19 protein-coding genes are annotated in these 18,195 nt (G+C 54.5%); 7 read left to right on the top strand and 12 right to left on the bottom strand.

Translation table 11 applies throughout. From position 1 onward, the window contains the following. Nucleotides 1-249: 249 nt before the first annotated feature. The 3 genes from ACRCWW_RS01725 to ACRCWW_RS01715 are packed head-to-tail and all read left to right on the top strand — an operon-like array spanning nt 250 to nt 2,997. On the top strand, nt 250-1,257 hold the full coding sequence (locus ACRCWW_RS01725) for an ABC transporter substrate-binding protein (protein WP_438680872.1): 1,008 nt from the start codon (nt 250-252) through the stop codon (nt 1,255-1,257). Continuing rightward, the gene (locus ACRCWW_RS01720; protein ID WP_438680850.1) at nt 1,244-2,248 is read left to right on the top strand and encodes a FecCD family ABC transporter permease; all 1,005 of its coding nucleotides are present in this window, start codon (nt 1,244-1,246) and stop codon (nt 2,246-2,248) included. Before ACRCWW_RS01725 ends, ACRCWW_RS01720 begins: the two co-directional genes overlap by 14 nt. Continuing rightward, a complete protein-coding gene (locus ACRCWW_RS01715; RefSeq protein WP_438680849.1) occupies nt 2,245-2,997 on the top strand; it encodes an ABC transporter ATP-binding protein in 753 nt (250 codons plus the stop codon). The genes ACRCWW_RS01720 and ACRCWW_RS01715 overlap by 4 nt, the downstream gene beginning before the upstream one ends. Here the strand turns inward: ACRCWW_RS01715 and ACRCWW_RS01710 are convergent. From ACRCWW_RS01710 to ACRCWW_RS01695, 4 genes are all read right to left on the bottom strand, one after another. After that, nucleotides 2,977-3,702 (bottom strand): substrate-binding domain-containing protein, encoded by a 726-nt coding sequence (locus ACRCWW_RS01710; protein WP_438680848.1) that lies wholly within the window; start codon nt 3,700-3,702, stop codon nt 2,977-2,979. The genes ACRCWW_RS01715 and ACRCWW_RS01710 overlap by 21 nt on opposite strands. Nucleotides 3,703-3,772: 70 nt before the next feature. Further along, entirely contained in the window at nt 3,773-4,609 is an 837-nt protein-coding gene (locus tag ACRCWW_RS01705) for a shikimate dehydrogenase family protein (RefSeq protein WP_438680847.1), read from the bottom strand. A gap of 10 nt (nt 4,610-4,619) precedes the next feature. Next, nucleotides 4,620-5,948: an MFS transporter gene (locus ACRCWW_RS01700; RefSeq protein ID WP_438680846.1), complete on the bottom strand. Its 1,329-nt coding sequence runs from the start codon at nt 5,946-5,948 to the stop codon at nt 4,620-4,622. A gap of 65 nt (nt 5,949-6,013) precedes the next feature. After that, nucleotides 6,014-7,873, bottom strand: a complete 1,860-nt coding sequence (locus ACRCWW_RS01695; protein WP_438680845.1) for a bifunctional sugar phosphate isomerase/epimerase/4-hydroxyphenylpyruvate dioxygenase family protein — start codon at nt 7,871-7,873, stop codon at nt 6,014-6,016. A gap of 126 nt (nt 7,874-7,999) precedes the next feature. Here ACRCWW_RS01695 and ACRCWW_RS01690 point away from each other — a divergent pair, with 126 nt between their 5' ends. Then, the gene (locus tag ACRCWW_RS01690; RefSeq protein WP_438680844.1) at nt 8,000-8,638 is read left to right on the top strand and encodes a TetR family transcriptional regulator; all 639 of its coding nucleotides are present in this window, start codon (nt 8,000-8,002) and stop codon (nt 8,636-8,638) included. A 28-nt stretch (nt 8,639-8,666) separates the two neighbouring features. On the opposite strand, the gene fumD is transcribed toward ACRCWW_RS01690, so the two are convergent. Further along, complete coding sequence (gene fumD, locus ACRCWW_RS01685; RefSeq protein WP_438680843.1) at nt 8,667-8,879, bottom strand: fumarate hydratase FumD; 213 nt, start codon at nt 8,877-8,879, stop codon at nt 8,667-8,669. Between the two features lie 198 nt (nt 8,880-9,077). Here fumD and ynhH point away from each other — a divergent pair, with 198 nt between their 5' ends. The 3 genes from ynhH (at nt 9,078) to ACRCWW_RS01670 (ending at nt 11,257) form a co-directional block, all read left to right on the top strand. Further along, entirely contained in the window at nt 9,078-9,290 is a 213-nt protein-coding gene (gene ynhH, locus ACRCWW_RS01680) for a protein YnhH (RefSeq protein ID WP_438680842.1), read from the top strand. A 7-nt stretch (nt 9,291-9,297) separates the two neighbouring features. After that, a complete protein-coding gene (pykF, locus tag ACRCWW_RS01675; RefSeq protein WP_438680841.1) occupies nt 9,298-10,710 on the top strand; it encodes a pyruvate kinase PykF in 1,413 nt (470 codons plus the stop codon). Nucleotides 10,711-11,020: 310 nt separating this feature from the next. Next, entirely contained in the window at nt 11,021-11,257 is a 237-nt protein-coding gene (locus ACRCWW_RS01670; protein WP_002908860.1) for a major outer membrane lipoprotein, read from the top strand. A 66-nt stretch (nt 11,258-11,323) separates the two neighbouring features. On the opposite strand, the gene ldtE is transcribed toward ACRCWW_RS01670, so the two are convergent. The 7 genes from ldtE to sufA all read right to left on the bottom strand — a co-directional run bounded on the left by ldtE (nt 11,324) and on the right by sufA (nt 17,950). Then, the gene (gene ldtE, locus ACRCWW_RS01665; RefSeq protein WP_438680840.1) at nt 11,324-12,328 is read right to left on the bottom strand and encodes a L,D-transpeptidase LdtE; all 1,005 of its coding nucleotides are present in this window, start codon (nt 12,326-12,328) and stop codon (nt 11,324-11,326) included. Nucleotides 12,329-12,430: 102 nt separating this feature from the next. Further along, nucleotides 12,431-12,847: a cysteine desulfuration protein SufE gene (gene sufE, locus ACRCWW_RS01660; RefSeq protein WP_438680839.1), complete on the bottom strand. Its 417-nt coding sequence runs from the start codon at nt 12,845-12,847 to the stop codon at nt 12,431-12,433. 12 nt (nt 12,848-12,859) lie between these two features. Then, on the bottom strand, nt 12,860-14,080 hold the full coding sequence (gene sufS, locus ACRCWW_RS01655) for a cysteine desulfurase SufS (RefSeq protein ID WP_438680838.1): 1,221 nt from the start codon (nt 14,078-14,080) through the stop codon (nt 12,860-12,862). Next, on the bottom strand, nt 14,077-15,348 hold the full coding sequence (sufD, locus tag ACRCWW_RS01650) for a Fe-S cluster assembly protein SufD (RefSeq protein ID WP_438680837.1): 1,272 nt from the start codon (nt 15,346-15,348) through the stop codon (nt 14,077-14,079). Before sufD ends, sufS begins: the two co-directional genes overlap by 4 nt. Beyond that, on the bottom strand, nt 15,323-16,069 hold the full coding sequence (gene sufC / locus ACRCWW_RS01645; protein WP_438680836.1) for a Fe-S cluster assembly ATPase SufC: 747 nt from the start codon (nt 16,067-16,069) through the stop codon (nt 15,323-15,325). The genes sufD and sufC overlap by 26 nt, the downstream gene beginning before the upstream one ends. A 16-nt stretch (nt 16,070-16,085) precedes the next feature. Continuing rightward, entirely contained in the window at nt 16,086-17,573 is a 1,488-nt protein-coding gene (sufB, locus tag ACRCWW_RS01640) for a Fe-S cluster assembly protein SufB (protein ID WP_438680835.1), read from the bottom strand. A 2-nt stretch (nt 17,574-17,575) separates the two neighbouring features. Then, nucleotides 17,576-17,950, bottom strand: coding sequence for a Fe-S cluster assembly scaffold SufA (gene sufA, locus ACRCWW_RS01635; protein WP_438680834.1), 375 nt, complete (start codon nt 17,948-17,950; stop codon nt 17,576-17,578). Nucleotides 17,951-18,195: the final 245 nt, after the last annotated feature.

Genomic DNA, 18,195 nt, shown 5'->3' with positions numbered 1-18,195 from the left:
GCACCAGGACGGCAGGCGGTCGCGTTGTCCTCCTGCCTGGTAAGCTTTGTCATCCAAAGGACGACAAATTTCGGGTTTGTTGTCATCCCTTCCCTCTGGCTCTTTAGGGGTAAATCGCAGGAAGGGTTTGCAACACCCATCGCTATATATTTTAATACACAGCGATTTTTCCTTTCTTCGAGCGAACTCATGAGCCCATTACACCGCCTTTTCTTCAGCACAGCCCTTGCCTGTGGCGCGCTGTTCAGCATGTCTGCCGCTCACGCAGACCGTACCGTCACTGACCAGCTAGGCCGCCAGGTCACGCTGCCGGACCACGTTAATCGGGTTGTCGTCCTTCAGCATCAAACCCTGAATCTTCTGGTGCAGCTCGATGCCGCAGACGACATTGTCGGCGTGCTCAGCAGCTGGCAAAAACAGCTTGGGCCGCAGTTCGCACGCTTTATGCCGAAAATCACCAAACTGCCGATGCCGGGTGATTTAACCCAGGCGAATATTGAAAGCTTACTGGCGCTCCATCCCCAGGTCGTCTTCGTTGCCAATTACGCCCCTGCGCAGATGATCGAACAGATTCAAAATGCGGGCATTCCGGTGGTGGCGGTTTCGCTTCGTGAAGATGCCGCCGGGGAAAAAAACAAAATGAACCCCACCATGGCGAATGAAGAACAGGCCTATAACAATGGGCTGAAACAGGGTATTCGGCTGATTGGGGAAGTGGTTGAGCGGCAGAAACAGGCCGAAGATCTCATTCAGTACACCTTCAGCGCGCGAGCCAAAGCCAACGCGCCGGTGGCCGATATTCCTCAGGACAAAAAAGTTCGGGTGTATATGGCTAACCCGGATCTCAATACCTACGGTTCCGGCAAATACACCGGCCTGATGATGGAACATGCAGGGGCGCTCAACGTCGCGGCCGCAACCGTGAAAGGCGCGCGTCAGGTTTCACTGGAGCAAGTCCTGCAATGGAACCCGGAAGTCATCTTTGTGCAGGATCGCTATCCGCAAGTGGTGCAGGAAATTGAAAACGATCCTGAGTGGCAGGCGATAGATGCAGTGAAAAACCATCGCGTATGGCTGATGCCGGAGTACGCCAAAGCCTGGGGCTACCCGATGCCGGAAGCACTGGCGCTCGGCGAACTGTGGATGGCGAAAAAGCTCTATCCGCAGCGTTATCAGGACGTCAACATGGACGCCCAGGCACAGGATTACTATCAGCGCTTTTACCGGATGAACTGGAAAGCGGATGCTCAGTTCTGATCGTTTTCGCGTTCTGCACTTGGGTTTGATTCTGCTAAGTCTGATGCTGGCTCTGGCATCGCTTTGTCTCGGCCAGTATCGGCTGCCGCTGACTGAGGTTATCCAGCATCTTTTACATCCGCAAAATCAGGCCGGGATCGCCAGCCAGATAGTCTGGTCGGTGCGCCTGCCCCGCATTACGCTTGCGTTTCTCGCGGGCGCAGCACTTGGGCTGAGCGGTGCCACATTGCAGGGCGTGTTCCGCAATCCTTTGGTTGATCCACACATCATTGGCGTGACGTCCGGCTCTGCCTTTGGCGGCACGCTTGCTATCCTGCTTGGGCTCAGTCCGCTGATCATGATGAGTTCCACCTTTGCCTTTGGGCTGGCGGCACTGGGGCTGGTCTATCTCATTGCCAGCCTGCAAGGCCGGGAAAATACGCTGGTGCTGATCCTCTCAGGAATTATTCTCAGCGGCTTTTTTGCCGCACTGGTCAGCCTGATGCAGTATCTCGCCGATACCGAAGAAACGTTGCCCAATATCGTGTTCTGGCTATTGGGCAGTTTCGCCACGGCAAACTGGCACAAAGTGCTGATCTGCGCGCTTCCGGTGCTGGCTGGCAGCGCTGTGCTGTTTAGCCTGCGCTGGCGGATAAATTTGCTGTCGCTCGATGAGAAAGATGCCCGCGCGCTCGGCGTGCCGGTCAAACCGCTGCGTGCGGCTGTCCTCGTGTGTTGTGCCCTGCTGGTTGCCGCTCAGGTGGCTGTCAGCGGCAGCATCGCCTGGGTCGGATTAGTTATCCCACATCTCGCGCGATTGCTGACGGGTGTTGATCACCGCCGTTTGTTGCCCGTTTCTTTCTGGCTTGGCGGCTGTTTTATGATTGTCGTGGATGACCTTGCGCGGACGCTCACCGCCGCAGAAATTCCCATTGGCATCATCACCGCTTTGCTCGGCGCGCCGGTGTTCACCTTTTTGCTGATTTACAGCCAGCGCAGGAGCACCCCATGACAACGGTTTCTTTATCCACGCATGAATTGCGCTACGGCTATCAGCAGCCACTTTTCTCCCCTTTAAGTTTCACCTGCAAACCAGGTGAAATCTGGGCCATTTTGGGTGCCAACGGACGTGGGAAAAGCACCTTGCTGGATACGCTGACTGGCGTGCTTCCGCCATTGGGTGGCAATGTTATCGTTGAAGGCGGCGTGAGCGTGGTACCGCAATTTTTCCGTGCGGCGTTTGCCTGGCGCGTGGAGGATGTGGTGCTGATGGGGCGAGCACGGCATGTCGGGCTGTTTGCGCAGCCGTCTTCGGATGATATTCATCAGGTGGAGCAGGCTCTGGCGCAGCTGAATATCCTCGAGCTGGCACAGAAGACCTTTAATCGACTTTCAGGTGGGCAGCAGCATCTGGTGATGATTGCCCGGGCGCTGGTTAGCGGCAGCCAAAACGTGTTGCTGGACGAGCCCTGCTCTGCGTTAGATTTGGCGAATCAGCAGGTGGTGCTTCAGCTCATCAGCGATTTGGCGCATCGCCGGCAGCGCAGCGTGATGTTCACTACCCACGATCCGACTCATGCACTTCAGGTCGCCAGTCATACTTTATTGCTTTTGCCACAGGGCGAATGGCTTGCCGGTAAAACGGAAGACATCGTGACGGAAAAGCATCTGCTGCAAGCCTATGGCGTAGAGGTAAAGACCGTAACGCTTGCGGAAAACACAGCGCCCGTCATTGCGCCGCTATTTTCCATCAAGCGGTAGAAATCCTGCCTGCGCTAAAAATCGCTGCCCCTCTTCAGCCACGATATAAGCCGCCAGCGTTTCGGCGGCTTTACTGAGTACAGCCAGTTGATATTCACAATGAGGATTATCGGCATCCGGGATGTCCAGAATGCGCAGGTCGTCGCTGTTCTCCAGCGCCTGCGCGTAATGGGCGTAGCCGATAAACAGGTCGGTATAGTCGTGGCGAATCAGCCAGGCGCTGGCGATTTGCCCTTCCGGCACCGTTAAGGTGTCTCGTCCGCCCACCAGCTTTATCGCTCTTTCCTTCAGCCCGATATCGGGTACACGTTGTTCGAGCTGCTCAAAAAGCTGCCAGGTGTAATCCCCGGACGGATCGCAGCCCGGCGTCGAAGTCCCCAGACGCAACGCTGGATTAGCCAAAAGACTTAACCAGTCGTCATCCTCTGTTTCAGGGATTTTACGTGCCGTCAGATTCAAACGATTAAACGCAAAGCTCTGCACGCTCAACGCCTGCCCGCTTTGCAACAACGCTTGCGGATGCGCGGTATTGGCGGAGGCAAACAAATCGCAGGACACGCCTGCTTCAATGCGTTCCCGCAGCAATCCTGCTGGCCCAAAACTGACCTCAACAGGGATACCTGTTTCAGCGCTGAACTGCTGACAAAGCGGTATGAAGGCCCTTTTCAGGCTGCCGGCGGCAAAAAGCTGGAGGGTGGTTGTCATAAGTGAATGTGTTGCCTGAACCAAAACCGCTATCTTAGCCAGGCAAACACAGAATGCCAGCCCTGTCGGGCTATTCCCTGATCTCAGCCAGCTCCCGTAGCTGCTCGGGCGTGGCGACGGGCAACCCGAAGAAGCGCAGGTAAGCCGGGATCATTTCGAACAACATGTCAGTGCCGCGCTGCACATGGCAGTCACACGCCATCGCCGCTTGTAAGAACGGCGTCCAGGCCTGGCTCATGACCACTTCACCCACAAAAGTACCGGGCGTCAGACGGCTGACATCCATGGGCAACGGGTCGCCTTCCTTCATCCCCATCGGCGTGGCGTTGACCACTAAGCTATGTCCGGCGGGGTCGTTGTTCATCAGCGTGATAGCGAGCGCCGGATAGTGACGTAACAAACGCATGGCCAGCGCCTGCGCGGTTTCATTACGTGTATCGAACAGCGCTAATCGCGAAACGCCAGCCGCAGCTAAAGACGCCGCAATGGCCGAGCCCACGCCGCCACAACCAACGATTAACGCGCTTGCACCTTCAGGTCGAAACCCCTTCCGTCGAATGCCCAGCACAAACCCTTCCCCGTCGAACATATCACCGGTCAGGCTGCCATCTTGTTCACGGCGAATGGCGTTACACGCTCCGGCGATGGCCGCCGTTGGGCTAAGCGAATCCACCAGGCTTGCCGTCACCACTTTATGCGGCATAGTGACCAGCGCCCCGACAAGATTGGTCATCTGGAATAACGCCGGCACAAACCCTGCAAACGCGTCCGGCTGCACGCCCATCGGCACGACTTTGACATCCACGTTTTGCGCCGCAAACCACGGGTTGTAGATCATCGGTGCCTTAAAACTTTCTGTCGGCCAGCCAAGATGGGCAATCAGTCGCGTTTTTCCACTTATCAACATGTCCTGCTCCTTAGCGTTGCTGCTCCGTGAGTTCGAGGCGTTTGACATCCCCAAGAATGAAAACGTAGGCCACCACGCCCAGCAGCGCGGCCCCGCCGATGTAAATCAGCGCGTAAAAGAAGTTGCCGAAAGCGGCGACGATAAAACCAATGACCAGCGGTGTGAGGATGCCCGCCAGGTTGGCGCAGAAGTTAAACAGCCCGGCGGTGAGGCCGCCAAGCCCGGCAGGGGCCATGTCAGAAATCAGCGTCCAGCCCAGCCCGACCATGCCCTGCCCGAAGAAAGCAAAAGACATCACCAGGATCACGGCGGTATCGCTGTGCAGCCAGTTGGCGCTGATGATGCAGCTTGCCATCAACAGCCCAACAATAATGGGCAGCTTGCGGCCAAGATTTGCCGAACCGGTCGCTTTGAGCAATTTGTCGGACACCCAACCGCCAAACATCACGCCGCCCGCTGCGGCAAGAAAAGGCAGAATGGCGAATAAACCCACTTTCAGCCACGGCATATGGCGTTCGGTCGCCAGCCACGTTGGGAACCAGGTCAGGAAGAACACCAGCACGGTATTGCCCGCGAACTGGCCAATACTCGCCCCCACAATTTGACGTTTGCTCAGCAACTGGCGAACCAGCGGCCAGCTGAATTGGGTGGTTTGCGCGGCGGCTTCAATGCCCCCGCCAGCGGCAATATAGTCTCTTTCCTGCTTACTTAAATGCTTGTCTTCCTGGGGTTCGCGATAACAGCGCCACCAGACAATCGCGAAGATAATCCCGACGACGCCCACGCTGATGAACAGCGCTCGCCAGCCAAAGCTGCCCATGATCCAGAACAGCAAGGGCGAGAAACAAGCCAGACCAAGATATTCCCCCACGGTATACACCGCCGTCGCTTTGGCGCGTTCCTGCTGTGGAAACCAGGCGCTGACCACACGGCTGTTCACCGGGAAGCAAGGTGCTTCGCTCACGCCCAGGCCGAAACGGCACAATAAGAGCGATTTGATGCCCACCGCCATGCCGTGAAACAGCGTAAACAGTGACCACAGTGTTAACGAAAGGAAGTAGGTGATCTTATTACCGAAGCGGTCAAGGAACAGGCCACCGGGGATTTGCGCCAGCGCATACGTCCACGCGAAGGCCGAAAACACAATCCCCATGATCGCGGCATTGATGCCCAGTTCCTGCGTCAGTTCCGGGGCAGCGATACCCAGCACGGTACGGTCGAGATAGTTGATCATGGTGCCCACGGCCAGCAGGGCCAGGATCCCAATACGCCGCCGGGTGCGACGCACAGAGGCAACTGCCTCCGTGGTGACGGCTTGTTCGTGGCTATATGTGCTCATTGTCTTTCCTGTCTTGTTGTAGGGTGCAGATGACTCGTTTTTATTCTTTATCCGAACCTTCTGGTTCAGACTGACTGACGGGACTGCATCGCCGTCAGACGCACGGCGGCATTCGCTGCGCCATATTGCGCGTAGCCGTGTCGTCTTTCGGTTAACTCAAAGAAAAATCGGCCAGGGCTGAAAGGTTGCGTGTAGAGATGGAAAAACTCTCCCCCTTTGCTGTCCCGGTCATACAGGATTTGCAGGCGCTGGAGCTGCGTGGTCTGCTCGCTGTCGCCAAAGCGGGCACGCAAATCCTCATAATAGTTTGCAGGAATGGGCAGTGCCTGCGAGGCGGCATTCGGCAAGTGCTGTAGCGTGTCGGCCAAATCCGCACTGGCAAAGGCGGCGTGCTGCAACCCTGCGCCCTGATAGCAGGCCACTGAGCGGGCAATCTGCGTGGCACGACTTTGTGACATATTCAGTGCCAGCCGTATGCCGCCTTCCGGGCTTTGTACCGCCAGACTGCGCACCAGCCCGTAAGGATCGGGCATCGTTTGTTCGTGCTCCGGCGCAAAACCGAACACGGCGCGGAAGAACATTACCCAGTTATCCCGGTTATCGGCCTCAATGCCCAACGCCAGGTGGTCGATACCCAACAGCGTGCCGGGGGTTGCAGGTTCTGTCAGCGTGAAGTCACGGGCGTAGATATCATCGCCCTCTTCAATCAGATAAATCAGGCTGCCGTCCGGAGCACAAACAGCCGGAATCGAGCTTTCATTCGGCCCGGCTTCGCCCTGCCAGGTGGCATAACCAAAAGCTTTCGCGCGTGAAATCACCGCGGCGCTGTCACTCACTCTTAATGCCATGGCGCATAGAGAGACGCCGTGGCGCTGCCAGAAATGATCTGCCCAGCTATGAGGCTGATGATTGACGATGACTCGCGCACCGCCGTTTTGCCAGAGTGAAACTTTTTTGCTTCGGTGCGTGCCGGTGGCCTGAAAACCGAGCTGGTTAAGGCTCGCGCCCAGTGATTTTGCTTCTGCCGGGCTTGCCGCAAATTCGATAAATTCCGGGCCGTGATAACGCGGTATGGGTGGCGCAATAAATAAGTCTGCATCGGATTCAGGCAATAATTGACGCGTCTGATCTTCCAGCCACAGCAGCGAGCGATAACCATCTTTGGCTGTTGCGCCATTGGGAGAAGCACGGAAACCATCGTTAAACACTTCGAGCGACCACGGCCCGCGATAGCCGCGACGGGTTAAATCATGGGCAAATTTCACGACCGGAAGCTCGCCTTGCCCAGGGAAGCAGCGGAAATGGCGGCTCCACTCCAGCACGTCCATTTTCATCACTGGCGCATCGGCCAGTTGCAGGAAGGTGATTTTATCGACCGGGACTTCATCAAGCCGGCTGAGATCGTCCCCCAGCGCCAGCACATGAAAGCTGTCGAGTACAATGCCCATTGCCGGGCTGTCGACGGCTTTCACCCTTTGCCACGCCTGGTGCCAGTGATTAACGTGGGTGCCCCACGCCAGCGCCTCGTAACCGACCTGAATGTCTTCCGCTTCCGCAAGCTCTGCTAATGCGCGGAGATCGCTGATTTGCAGACTGATATCCGCGCTGGTGTCTGGCGCAACGCTGCTGCATAACAGCAAGGTGTTGCAACCTAACTGATGCATCAGGTCAAATTTTCGGCGCGCACGCTCCAGATTGGCGGCAAACTGCGGGCGACTCGCGCCTTCGAAATCACGAAAGGGCTGAAAAAGCGTTATCTGTAACCCAAGATCGGCGGCCATCTGTCGGATATCGGCCGGTGACCCGGTATAATAGAGCAGATCATTTTCAAAAATTTCAACGCCCTGATAGCCTGCATCGGCAATAGCGCTGAGTTTTTCCGGTAAGGTGCCTGAGATGGACACCGTTGCGATGGATCGCAGCATGTTTTCACCTGTCCTGAACCACGGGGAATCTGAATATGAATCATTTGGTTCATTCGTGCCATCATCAGTTGCTAATTTGTGATCGTAGTGTGTATTTTTTGTTCTTCCTAAAATGCTGGAGTGGTTATGTCGGTTGTTGCTCACGATGAGGCACAGAGCCTGAAAGAGAAGATTTTTACTGCGGCTATCGCCGTGTTTGCCGAACATGGCCTTGCCGGGGCGCGCATGGAGCAAATTGCCGGGGAAGCGCAAACCACCAAGAGGATGGTGGTCTATTACTTCAAAACGAAAGAGCAACTTTACCAGGCGGTGCTGGAGCATGTTTATGCGCGTATTCGTGAAACGGAACAGGAGCTGGGCCTGGAAAATCTGCCGCCCGTTGAAGCGCTGGTGCAGCTGGTGAAGTGGAGCGTGGCCTATCACGCCAGTCATGCGGATTATATGCGGGTGATTTGCATGGAGAACATGCAGCGTGGAAAGTGGCTGAATGCTTCAGGCTTGCTGAAGTCGCTGAACAAAAGTGCGTTGTCGATTCTGGAGAACATCCTCCAGCGCGGTCAGCAGGAAGGCATCTTCCAGCAAGGCGTTGAAGCGCGCGATGTTCACCGTTTAATCAGCAGCTTCAGCTTTTATCAGGTGTCCAACTTCTATACGTTCAACAGCCTGTATCTGGAAGGCCCGTTACCGGAGATTGACGATCCGGGCCTTGTTGCGCATCACAGTGACATTGCCGTCAAAGCAGTGCTGAGGTTTGTGATTGCCTGATTCGCTGGCGTATCAGGCGGCCTCCGGGTTATTGCCCTGCCAGCGCGAGGATCACGCGTTCCATGGCCTCTCGGGTCAGTTCGCTGCGTTTGATTTTCTGATTGGCCAGTGAGGTGCGCAACACGCCGGCAATCACAATGTGTTTGGGCTCCTGCCCGAGGTCTCGCATTTCCAGCACCACTTTGCCGACCACCCGGCACATTTCCTGATACAGCGTGTCATCACTGTGTTGATTGCCCATTCCCTGCTCCTGCTAACTCATTAATTATCAATTCATTATTGATAATAGCCCTATTCGGCGAGATTTTCGCGCAGCGATTCTGTTACAGGTAGCAAAAGATTTCGTAGGGAATTTGTTAAGCGCTATCGTCTTGTTCTGAAACAGCGTTTTCATTTTCTTTTTTACCCGTAACCTCGTATAATACGCGCCGGTTCTTTATTGAATGGTTTCAGCGCATTGGACTGCACAAAAAATAGCTTAAAACTTCATCCTTCCTTCGTAGCTGACAGCCAGGCTCACTTTCCTCTGCACGCTTTTTTGATGTCACCTATCCTTAACTCGTGGCATCGCAACTTTCGTTATACCGGTTTGACTTCGTGGCAGTGCGCCCACGAATCGAGATTCCCCTATCCTTCTCAACTTAAAGACTAAGACTGTCATGAAAAAGACCAAAATCGTTTGTACTATCGGTCCAAAAACCGAATCCGAAGAGATGCTGACCAAAATGCTGGACGCCGGCATGAACGTAATGCGTCTGAACTTTTCCCACGGTGACTACGCTGAACACGGCCAGCGCATCCAGAACTTGCGCAACGTGCTGAGCAAATCCGGTAAGAAAGCAGCCATTCTGCTTGATACCAAAGGTCCGGAAATCCGTACCATCAAGCTGGAAGGCGGTAATGACGTCTCCCTGAAAGCAGGCCAGACCTTTACGTTCACCACCGACAAATCCGTGGTGGGCAACAGCGAAACGGTCGCGGTGACCTACGAAGGTTTCACCACTGACCTGAAAGTCGGCAACACCATTCTGGTTGATGACGGCCTGATCGGCATGGAAGTCACCGCCATCGAAGGCAACCAAGTTATCTGTAAAGTGCTGAACAACGGCGATCTCGGCGAAAACAAAGGCGTTAACCTGCCAGGCGTGTCTATCGCGCTGCCAGCCCTGGCTGAGAAAGACAAACAAGACCTGATTTTCGGTTGCGAGCAAGGCGTTGACTTCGTCGCGGCATCCTTTATCCGTAAGCGTTCTGACGTGCTGGAAATCCGTGAGCACCTGAAAGCGCACGGCGGCGAAAACATCCAGATCATCTCCAAAATTGAAAACCAGGAAGGCCTGAACAACTTCGACGAAATCCTCGAAGCATCCGACGGCATCATGGTTGCTCGTGGCGACATGGGCGTTGAAATCCCGGTTGAAGAAGTTATTTTCGCTCAGAAGATGATCATCGAAAAATGCGTCCGCGCTCGTAAAGTGGTTATCACTGCGACCCAGATGCTGGATTCCATGATCAAAAACCCACGCCCTACCCGCGCAGAAGCCGGTGACGTGGCGAACGCCATCCTCGACGGTACCGATGCCGTGATGCTGTCTGGCGAATCCGCAAAAGGGAAATACCCACTGGAAGCTGTGTCCATCATGGCGACCATCTGTGAGCGTACTGACCGCGTGATGACCAGCCGTCTGGACTTCAACAACGACAGCCGTAAGCTGCGTATCACTGAAGCGGTCTGCCGCGGTGCGGTAGAAACTGCTGAGAAACTGGAAGCGCCACTGATCGTGGTTGCGACCCAGGGCGGTAAATCTGCACGCGCTATCCGTAAATACTTCCCGGATGCGACCATTCTGGCGCTGACCACCAACGAACTGACTGCTCGTCAGCTGGTGCTGTCTAAAGGCGTTACCGCGCAGCTGGTGAAAGAAATCTCCTCTACTGATGATTTCTACCGTCTGGGTAAAGAAGTGGCTCTGCAGAGCGGTCTGGCTCAGAAAGGCGACGTTGTAGTGATGGTTTCCGGTGCTCTGGTACCGAGCGGCACCACAAACACCGCGTCTGTTCACGTACTGTAATTATTACCAGTCGTATTAATTTATCCGCTAAAGCGCCCTCGTGGCGCTTTTTTTATTCCACCTAATAGCCACGTTTAATAAAAAAGCAAATCGGATTTCACTATTTAAGTTTTGATTATTTAAGATGAATCCGATGAAACCGCGCTGTTTTCACACAGTTTTTTGCCCCTGATTGTTAAGTTCGATGCTTCTTTGAGCGAACGATCAAAAATAAGCGTATTCCCATCAAAAAAATATTCTCAACCTAAAAAACTTTGTGTAATACTTGTAACGCTACATGGAGATTAACTCAATCTAGAGGGTATTAATAATGAATCGTACTAAACTGGTACTGGGCGCGGTAATCCTGGGTTCTACTCTGCTGGCTGGTTGCTCCAGCAATGCTAAAATCGATCAGCTGTCTTCTGACGTTCAGACTCTGAACGCTAAAGTTGACCAGCTGAGCAACGACGTGAACGCAATGCGTTCTGACGTTCAGGCTGCTAAAGATGACGCAGCTCGCGCTAACCAGCGTCTGGACAACCAGGCTCACTCTTACCGTAAGTAAGAGTACCTGTAATAAAAATGGCGCACAATGTGCGCCATTTTTTTTGCCCTTCTTTTTCATTCCGCTTTACTGAGTTATCCGCGTTTCATTGGCTGTCGCTGGCATGCCGTTTTGCACAGACAGCACAGGCGTCGTTCCTGTCGCCGCAGGCGTAACGCCCTGAGAAACCACTACCGGATACCCTGCCCGACGATACATCGCTTTATCCACCATGCTCTTATCCGTGCCTTTGTCGCTGGCAAATTGGCTGTAACCCACCGGCAGCGTGTAGCTCATGGTCTGGGTGTTCTGCATTTCGCTCTGTGAGAGTGGACGATGCACCTCGATATAGCGCATGCCATTCGGCTCGACTGAATACTTCACGGGCTGATTGATAACCCTGACTGGCGTCCCGACACGGACTTGTGCGAACAACGCTTTGATGTCATCGGCAAACATACGCATACAGCCCGAGCTGACTCGCAGCCCAACGCTGCTTTGCGCATTGGTACCATGAATCAAATACTCGCCGTTCCCGAACGCAAGACGCAGTGCAAAGCGCCCCAGAGGATTATTCGGCCCTGCGGGTACGACTGGAGGCAACGTGACACCTTTTTCCAGCGAACGCTGACGTATCCCGGCAGTTGGCGTCCACGTTGGGTTAGGGATTTTTTGCCCCACGCGTGTCGTCATCTCCGGTGTTTCCAGCCCCAATTGCCCGATGCCCAGCGGGTAAACCTGCACGCTCTTACCGTCAGGTGGAAAATAATAGAGCCTCAGCTCCGCCAGATTGACCACAATCCCTTCACGAGGCACATCAGGCAGCAACAGCTGCAACGGGATGATCACCTCCGTGCCCGGCTTCGGTACGGGGGCAATGGTATTGTTGGCTTCAAGAATGATCATCGCTGCGGTATCAAACCGTCGCGCGATAGTTTGCAGGTTGTTATCGCCCTCCTGCACCGTGTAAGTCTGATTCTGCCCGACCAGGCGGCTACCGTCGGACGGCAATGTGTATTCAACCGCTCTGGCGGTCTGAGACGCGCCAAGAGCACCCAACAGCATAAGAGTAATAAGAGACGCGCGTTTCATACTGAGTTTCCCTTTTATTCACTGACAGGACGCCAGAAAGCTGAACGACCAGCGAGGCGGCATCCCCACCTCGCGTAACAGAATGAAAGCTGTACTTTTAGTTTAGCTAAAACTGAGAGCCTGCGTGCGAATTGCACGGATCATGGCTTCGAGCCCCTGCGAACGCGAGGGCGTGAGGTGTTGAGTCAGCGCCATTTGCTCAAACCACGGGCGCACATCAAACGCCAGAATGTCCTGAGCGGTCATCTGGTGATAGAGGATAAACACAATAGCAATCAGCCCTTTAACAATGGCTGCATCGCTATCACCCTGTAAGGTAATGCGCCCTTCTTCATTACGCTGCATCACTATCCAGACCTGACTCTGACAGCCCTGAATGATGTTGTCTGGCGTGTGCGCCTCCGGGCTGAGCGGCGCTAATCGCTGCCCCAGTTCGATAATATAGAGGTATTTCTCTTCCCAGTTGGCGCAACGGGCGAAGTTGCGCAACAGTTTGTCTTTGTCCGGCAAGTCGGCCATGTTTGCTCCCTGTTAGCCCAGCAGGCGGTGAATACGTTTTAATCCTGCCACCAGACGGTCCACCTCTTCAACCGTGTTGTACATCGCCAGTGAAGCGCGGCACATGGCTGGCACGTTATAAAACGCCATCAGCGGCATGGCGCAGTGGTGCCCGGTGCGCACAGCGATGCCGTAGTTATCGAGGAAGCTGCCAACATCGTACGCATGGTGTTTGCCCAGATTAAACGCGACTACCCCCAGACGATTTTGTGGGCCATATAAAACGATATCCGGCACGGTGGCGAGCTCCGCCATCGCATAGTGCATTAACGTTTGTTCGTAATCGGCAATATTCTCCAGCCCAAGACCGCTGACATACTCCAGGGCAGCCCCCAACGCGATAATCCCCCCCGTATTCGGCGTGCCTGCTTCGAATCGCCACGGCGCTTTCGCCCAGGTGGTGCCTTCCGTCAGGCTGACGGTGGCAATCATTGAGCCGCCCCCTTCCCACGGTGGCATCTCCTGCAAAATCGCCTCTTTCACATACAGCACACCAATGCCGGTTGGGCCGTACAGTTTATGGCCGGAGAAAACGTAAAAATCGCAATCAAGATCCTGCACGTCCACCGCATGGTGCATCACCGCCTGTGCACCATCGATCAACGCTTTCGCCCCGTGCTGATGGGCCAGTGAAACCAGCGCTTTTACCGGATTTTCGGTTCCCAGGACGTTCGAAACCTGAGTGATGGCGAGCAGTCTGGTGTTCTCGTCAAACAACGCAGGCACCGCATCAAGCTGAAGCGTGCCGTCCTGATTGAGTGGGATAACACGCAACTCTGCTCCCACGCGAGCACAGAGCATCTGCCAGGGCACGATATTCGCATGGTGCTCCATCTGACTGATGATGATGTTATCGCCCTTGCCGACGTTGCTGCTGCCCCAGCTGTTGGCGACCAGGTTGATCCCTTCAGTGGTGCCACGCACGAAAACTAACTCTTCCGCCGACGCAGCATTCAAAAACGTAGCCGCCTGCTGGCGCACTTGCTCCATACGCGTGGTCGCTTCCGCGCTCAAGGTGTGAATGCCGCGATGCACAGCGGCGTAACCGTGGCGATAAAACTCGGCCTCGGCATCAATCACAGCATTGGGTTTCTGCGCACTGGCGGCGCTGTCGAGATACGCCAGCGGTTGCCCATTAACCTCACGGGAAAGCACCGGGAAATCAGCCCTGACTCGCTCAATGGAAAATGTCATTCGCTTCCTCCCGGCAAACGCTGACCGATACGGGCCAGAATCTGATGCCTGATGGCTTCGTCGCTGATTGCTTCCGTCAGTTCCGCGGCAAAGGCGTAAATGATCATCTGCTGCGCAGCCTGCTGGTCTATGCCGCGTGAACGCAGATAGAAGAGCTGTTCATCATCAATACGACCAATGGTTGCCCCATGGCTGCACTTAACGTCATCGGCGTAGATTTCAAGCTGCGGCTTGGTATCCACTTCCGACAAGCGTCCTAACAGCAAATTGTTGTTGGTCATCTGCCCGTCAGTTTTGATGGCGTGCTGCGCCACGTTAATCAGGCCATTAAACACCGCACGGCCTTTGTCGTTGACGATCGTTTTATGCAGCTGACGGCTGTTGCAGTACCCTTTGTTATGCTCAAGCCAGGTTCGCGTGTCGCAGACTTCGCTTTTGACCGGCATCGCCAGGCTGTTGATACGCAGCGTCGTGTTTTCACCATTCAGCTGCGTGCTGGTGTTGTGGCGTAACACCGCGCCGCCCAGCAGGAAGCTGTGGCTGTGGGCGCTGGCATCCTGGCCTAGCTGAATATCATTGTGAGCGAAGTGGTAACTCTGCGGGTTCTCAAACGCGAGTTTGATGTGTTGCAGATGTGCCCCAGCCGCAACCTGCATGGTCAGGCGTGAACCGGTGAAGTGGCGCGTTTCGTTCAGGCTGACAAAATGCTCGATGACCGTCGCTTCTGCGCCAGTTTCCAGCTCAAGATGATGGCGATAATGCGCAGTATTCATCTCCTCGCCGTCCAGCCCCTGGGTGATATGCATCAGCAGCAGAGGCTTTTCAGGACGCTGATTTCGCGCCACCTTAATGTGAGTCACGGTCTGCGCGAGGCTTTCCGTCAGATGCAGGAAGACTTCAGACTGCACCGCAGCGGGTAAATTTTCTCGATAGTTATCAACCGTGATCTGAAAACCACTGTCAGCCAGTTTATCGCTCAGTTCAGCGCAATACTGACCGTTAACAAAGACCAGCCGCAACGCTTCGACAGGCAATGCCAGTGCGTCACGCTGCTCAGCCGTCAACGTCGACGCGGTGCTGACAAACCGGTTATTCAGCAACCCGTCCAGCGGGGTGTATTTCCAGTTCTCGTGCTTACGCGTTGGCAACCCAAGGCGCAACATCTGTTGCAAGTGTTGCTCAGCATGCGGCGTGCGCGCCTTGCCCTGAGCCTCGAACAGATGATGCCACTGTTGCAGTGCGTTACTGCTGTTCGGTAAGCCAGCCATAGCCTTGCTCCTCGAGTTGTTTCACCAGCGTAAAATCACCGGATTTCACAATACGGCCCTGATACAGAACATGGACATAATCCGGTTTGATGTAATCGAGAATGCGCTGATAGTGCGTGACGATGATAAAAGAACGTTTGCCGTCACGCAGAGCATTGACGCCCTCAGAGACAATTTTCAGGGCGTCGATGTCCAGCCCTGAATCGGACTCATCCAGAATGCACAGTTCCGGCTCCAGCACCGCCATTTGCAGGATATCGTTGCGCTTTTTCTCGCCGCCGGAAAAGCCCACGTTAACGGAACGGGTCAGCAGGTCTTCCGGCATTTTCAGCAGTTTGATTTTCTCTTCCATCAGATCCTGAAAATCAAAGCGGTCGAGCGTGGGCTGCCCACGATACTGGCGCACGGCATTGAGAGCCGTTTGCAGGAAGAATTGATTGCTGACGCCGGGAATTTCCACCGGATACTGGAATGCCATAAAGATGCCTTCACCCGCGCGGTCTTCCGGCGCAAGTTCGAGCAGGTCTTTACCTTTAAATTCGACGCTCCCACCCGTGACTTCATAATCTTCACGGCCCGCTAAAGTGGCGGAAAGCGTGCTTTTCCCGGAACCGTTCGGCCCCATAATGGCATGCACTTCACCCGGACGAACGTCCAGGCTTAACCCACGCAGGATTTCTTTGTCTTCTACCGCAACCTGCAAATCTTTAATGCTTAACATGTGTGTCCCTTAATCCTTAACCGACGCTGTGTTCGAGGCTGATAGCCAGCAGTTTTTGCGCTTCAACGGCAAATTCCAGTGGCAGCTCAGAGAAAACGTCCTTACAGAAACCATTGACGATCATCGAGATAGCGTCATCTTCACTGATCCCGCGCTGCAGGCAGTAAAACAGCTGATCTTCACCAATGCGCGAAGTGGTAGCCTCATGTTCGAGTTGAGCCGTGTTGTTACGGCACTCAACGTACGGGAAGGTATGCGCCCCGCTGTCCGGCCCAATCAGCATCGAGTCGCACTGGGTAAAGTTTCGCGCATTGGTCGCTGTCGGCATGATTTTCACTAAGCCGCGGTAGCTGTTCTGGCTGTGCCCGGCGGAAATCCCTTTCGAGATAATGGTCGATTTGGTGTTCTTGCCGATGTGGATCATTTTGGTGCCGGTATCGGCCTGCTGATGCCCGCTGGTGAGCGCGACGGAGAAAAACTCACCGATGGAGTTGTCGCCGCGCAATATACAGCTCGGGTATTTCCAGGTGATTGCCGATCCGGTCTCCGACTGCGTCCATGACATCTTGCTGTTTTCACCTTCGCACAGCGCACGCTTGGTCACAAAGTTCAGGATGCCGCCGGTGTTGTTGTCGCCCGGGAACCAGTTCTGCACCGTGGAGTATTTCACTTCGGCATTTTTGTGGATGATGACTTCAACCACTGCGGCATGCAGCTGATAGCTGTCGCGCACTGGCGCGGAACACCCTTCGATATAGCTGACATAGCTGTCTTCATCGGCCACTAAAATGGTGCGTTCAAACTGGCCGGTTTTCTCCGCGTTGATGCGGAAATAGGTCGACAGCTCCATTGGGCAGCGCACGCCTTTGGGGATATAGATAAAGGTGCCATCGGAGGCCACAGCCGCGTTCAGGGCCGCAAAGAAGTTATCGTTGCCGGGCACCACAGTGCCGAGGTATTTCTGTACCAGTTCAGGATGGTCATGAATGGCTTCGCCGAACGAGCAGAAAATGATCCCCTGCTCCGCCAGTTTTTCACGGTAGGTTGTCGCCACGGACACAGAATCGAAAATCGCGTCGACGGCAACCTCACGCCCTTCACGGACGGGCACGCCGAGCTGATTAAACGCGGCCTCAACTTCTTCATTGAGGAACGCATTCGCTCCCGTTTGCTGCACCGCCCCGGGTTCAGAAGCGCAAGTCTCATCGCAGTTGCCGCAGGATGGCGCGGAATAGTAGCTGTAGTCCTGATAATTCAGCTTGTCGTAATGGGCTTTCAGCCAGTGAGGTTCTTTCATTTCAAGCCACGCACGGTAGGCGTTTAAGCGGAATTCGAGCATCCATTCTGGCTCGTTACGTTTCGCCGAGATAGCGCGCACGACTTCCTCGCTGATCCCTTTTGCCAGCTCATCGGTTTGCAGTTGGGTGAAAAAGCCTTCTTTATAGTTCAGCTGCCCACCGGTCCAGGTTTTGACATCGTCAGTTGCTTCAGTATTACGTGACATGGTTACTCCGCCTGCACCCCAAAACTTTCACCACAGCCGCATTCGTGCTGCGCTTTCGGGTTATAGAACTTGAAGATCTGGTTTAAGCCTTCACGCACATAATCGACTTCGGTACCGTCAATAAAAGGCATGGCCTGCAAAGGCACCCACAATTTCGCGCCTTCCGATTCAAACAGCAGATCGTCAGCTTTCGGTTCCGTGACCGTGTCCAGCACGTAGGCAAAACCTGCGCAGCCGGAAGTTTTGATCCCAAGCCGGATCCCCTGCACATGTTGCTTTGCCGCAAGCTCACGCACGTGTGCGGCGGCTTCTGGCGTCATGCTGATGCCGCGCCAGGCAAAATCGGCAGGATTGAAGGTTTCTGATTGCAATTCCATAGGTTCACCTTATGAGTTGAAGCCACCAGGGCATATCGCTATGTTAGTGATAATGATTATCACTTCAACCCCTTACCAGCAGGGGCTTTCCCCGGAATCACCCTTTTTGGGGGCTTTCACTAAGCATAGACCCTGTGCGCCGAGAACGTAGTCATCGGTTTAATTGTTCAATGCTATGAAAAATAATGACTTTATCGTGAACCAGTCGCAAATTCGGCGGTTTTTAAAAGATGTATAGAAAATAT

Source organism: Scandinavium sp., from assembly GCF_051650185.1.
Classification (GTDB): Bacteria; Pseudomonadota; Gammaproteobacteria; order Enterobacterales; family Enterobacteriaceae; genus Scandinavium.
Note: the sequence above shows the minus strand (reverse complement) of the source record. Positions and strands in the feature narration are given on the sequence as shown.

Bases quoted from the DNA above. Each gene is read 5' to 3' on its own strand.
- pykF (WP_438680841.1), top strand. From the start codon at position 9,298: ATGAAAAAGACCAAAATCGTTTGTACTATCGGTCCAAAAACCGAATCC.
- sufC (WP_438680836.1), bottom strand. From the start codon at position 16,069: ATGTTAAGCATTAAAGATTTGCAGGTTGCGGTAGAAGACAAAGAAATC.
- ACRCWW_RS01710 (WP_438680848.1), bottom strand. From the start codon at position 3,702: ATGACAACCACCCTCCAGCTTTTTGCCGCCGGCAGCCTGAAAAGGGCC.
- sufA (WP_438680834.1), bottom strand. From the start codon at position 17,950: ATGGAATTGCAATCAGAAACCTTCAATCCTGCCGATTTTGCCTGGCGC.
- ACRCWW_RS01725 (WP_438680872.1), top strand. From the start codon at position 250: ATGTCTGCCGCTCACGCAGACCGTACCGTCACTGACCAGCTAGGCCGC.
- ACRCWW_RS01700 (WP_438680846.1), bottom strand. From the start codon at position 5,948: ATGAGCACATATAGCCACGAACAAGCCGTCACCACGGAGGCAGTTGCC.
- ACRCWW_RS01715 (WP_438680849.1), top strand. From the start codon at position 2,245: ATGACAACGGTTTCTTTATCCACGCATGAATTGCGCTACGGCTATCAG.
- sufD (WP_438680837.1), bottom strand. From the start codon at position 15,348: ATGGCTGGCTTACCGAACAGCAGTAACGCACTGCAACAGTGGCATCAT.
- ACRCWW_RS01695 (WP_438680845.1), bottom strand. From the start codon at position 7,873: ATGCTGCGATCCATCGCAACGGTGTCCATCTCAGGCACCTTACCGGAA.
- sufS (WP_438680838.1), bottom strand. From the start codon at position 14,080: ATGACATTTTCCATTGAGCGAGTCAGGGCTGATTTCCCGGTGCTTTCC.
- ACRCWW_RS01720 (WP_438680850.1), top strand. From the start codon at position 1,244: ATGCTCAGTTCTGATCGTTTTCGCGTTCTGCACTTGGGTTTGATTCTG.
- ACRCWW_RS01690 (WP_438680844.1), top strand. From the start codon at position 8,000: ATGTCGGTTGTTGCTCACGATGAGGCACAGAGCCTGAAAGAGAAGATT.
- sufB (WP_438680835.1), bottom strand. From the start codon at position 17,573: ATGTCACGTAATACTGAAGCAACTGACGATGTCAAAACCTGGACCGGT.
- ACRCWW_RS01670 (WP_002908860.1), top strand. From the start codon at position 11,021: ATGAATCGTACTAAACTGGTACTGGGCGCGGTAATCCTGGGTTCTACT.
- fumD (WP_438680843.1), bottom strand. From the start codon at position 8,879: ATGGGCAATCAACACAGTGATGACACGCTGTATCAGGAAATGTGCCGG.
- ldtE (WP_438680840.1), bottom strand. From the start codon at position 12,328: ATGAAACGCGCGTCTCTTATTACTCTTATGCTGTTGGGTGCTCTTGGC.
- ACRCWW_RS01705 (WP_438680847.1), bottom strand. From the start codon at position 4,609: ATGTTGATAAGTGGAAAAACGCGACTGATTGCCCATCTTGGCTGGCCG.
- sufE (WP_438680839.1), bottom strand. From the start codon at position 12,847: ATGGCCGACTTGCCGGACAAAGACAAACTGTTGCGCAACTTCGCCCGT.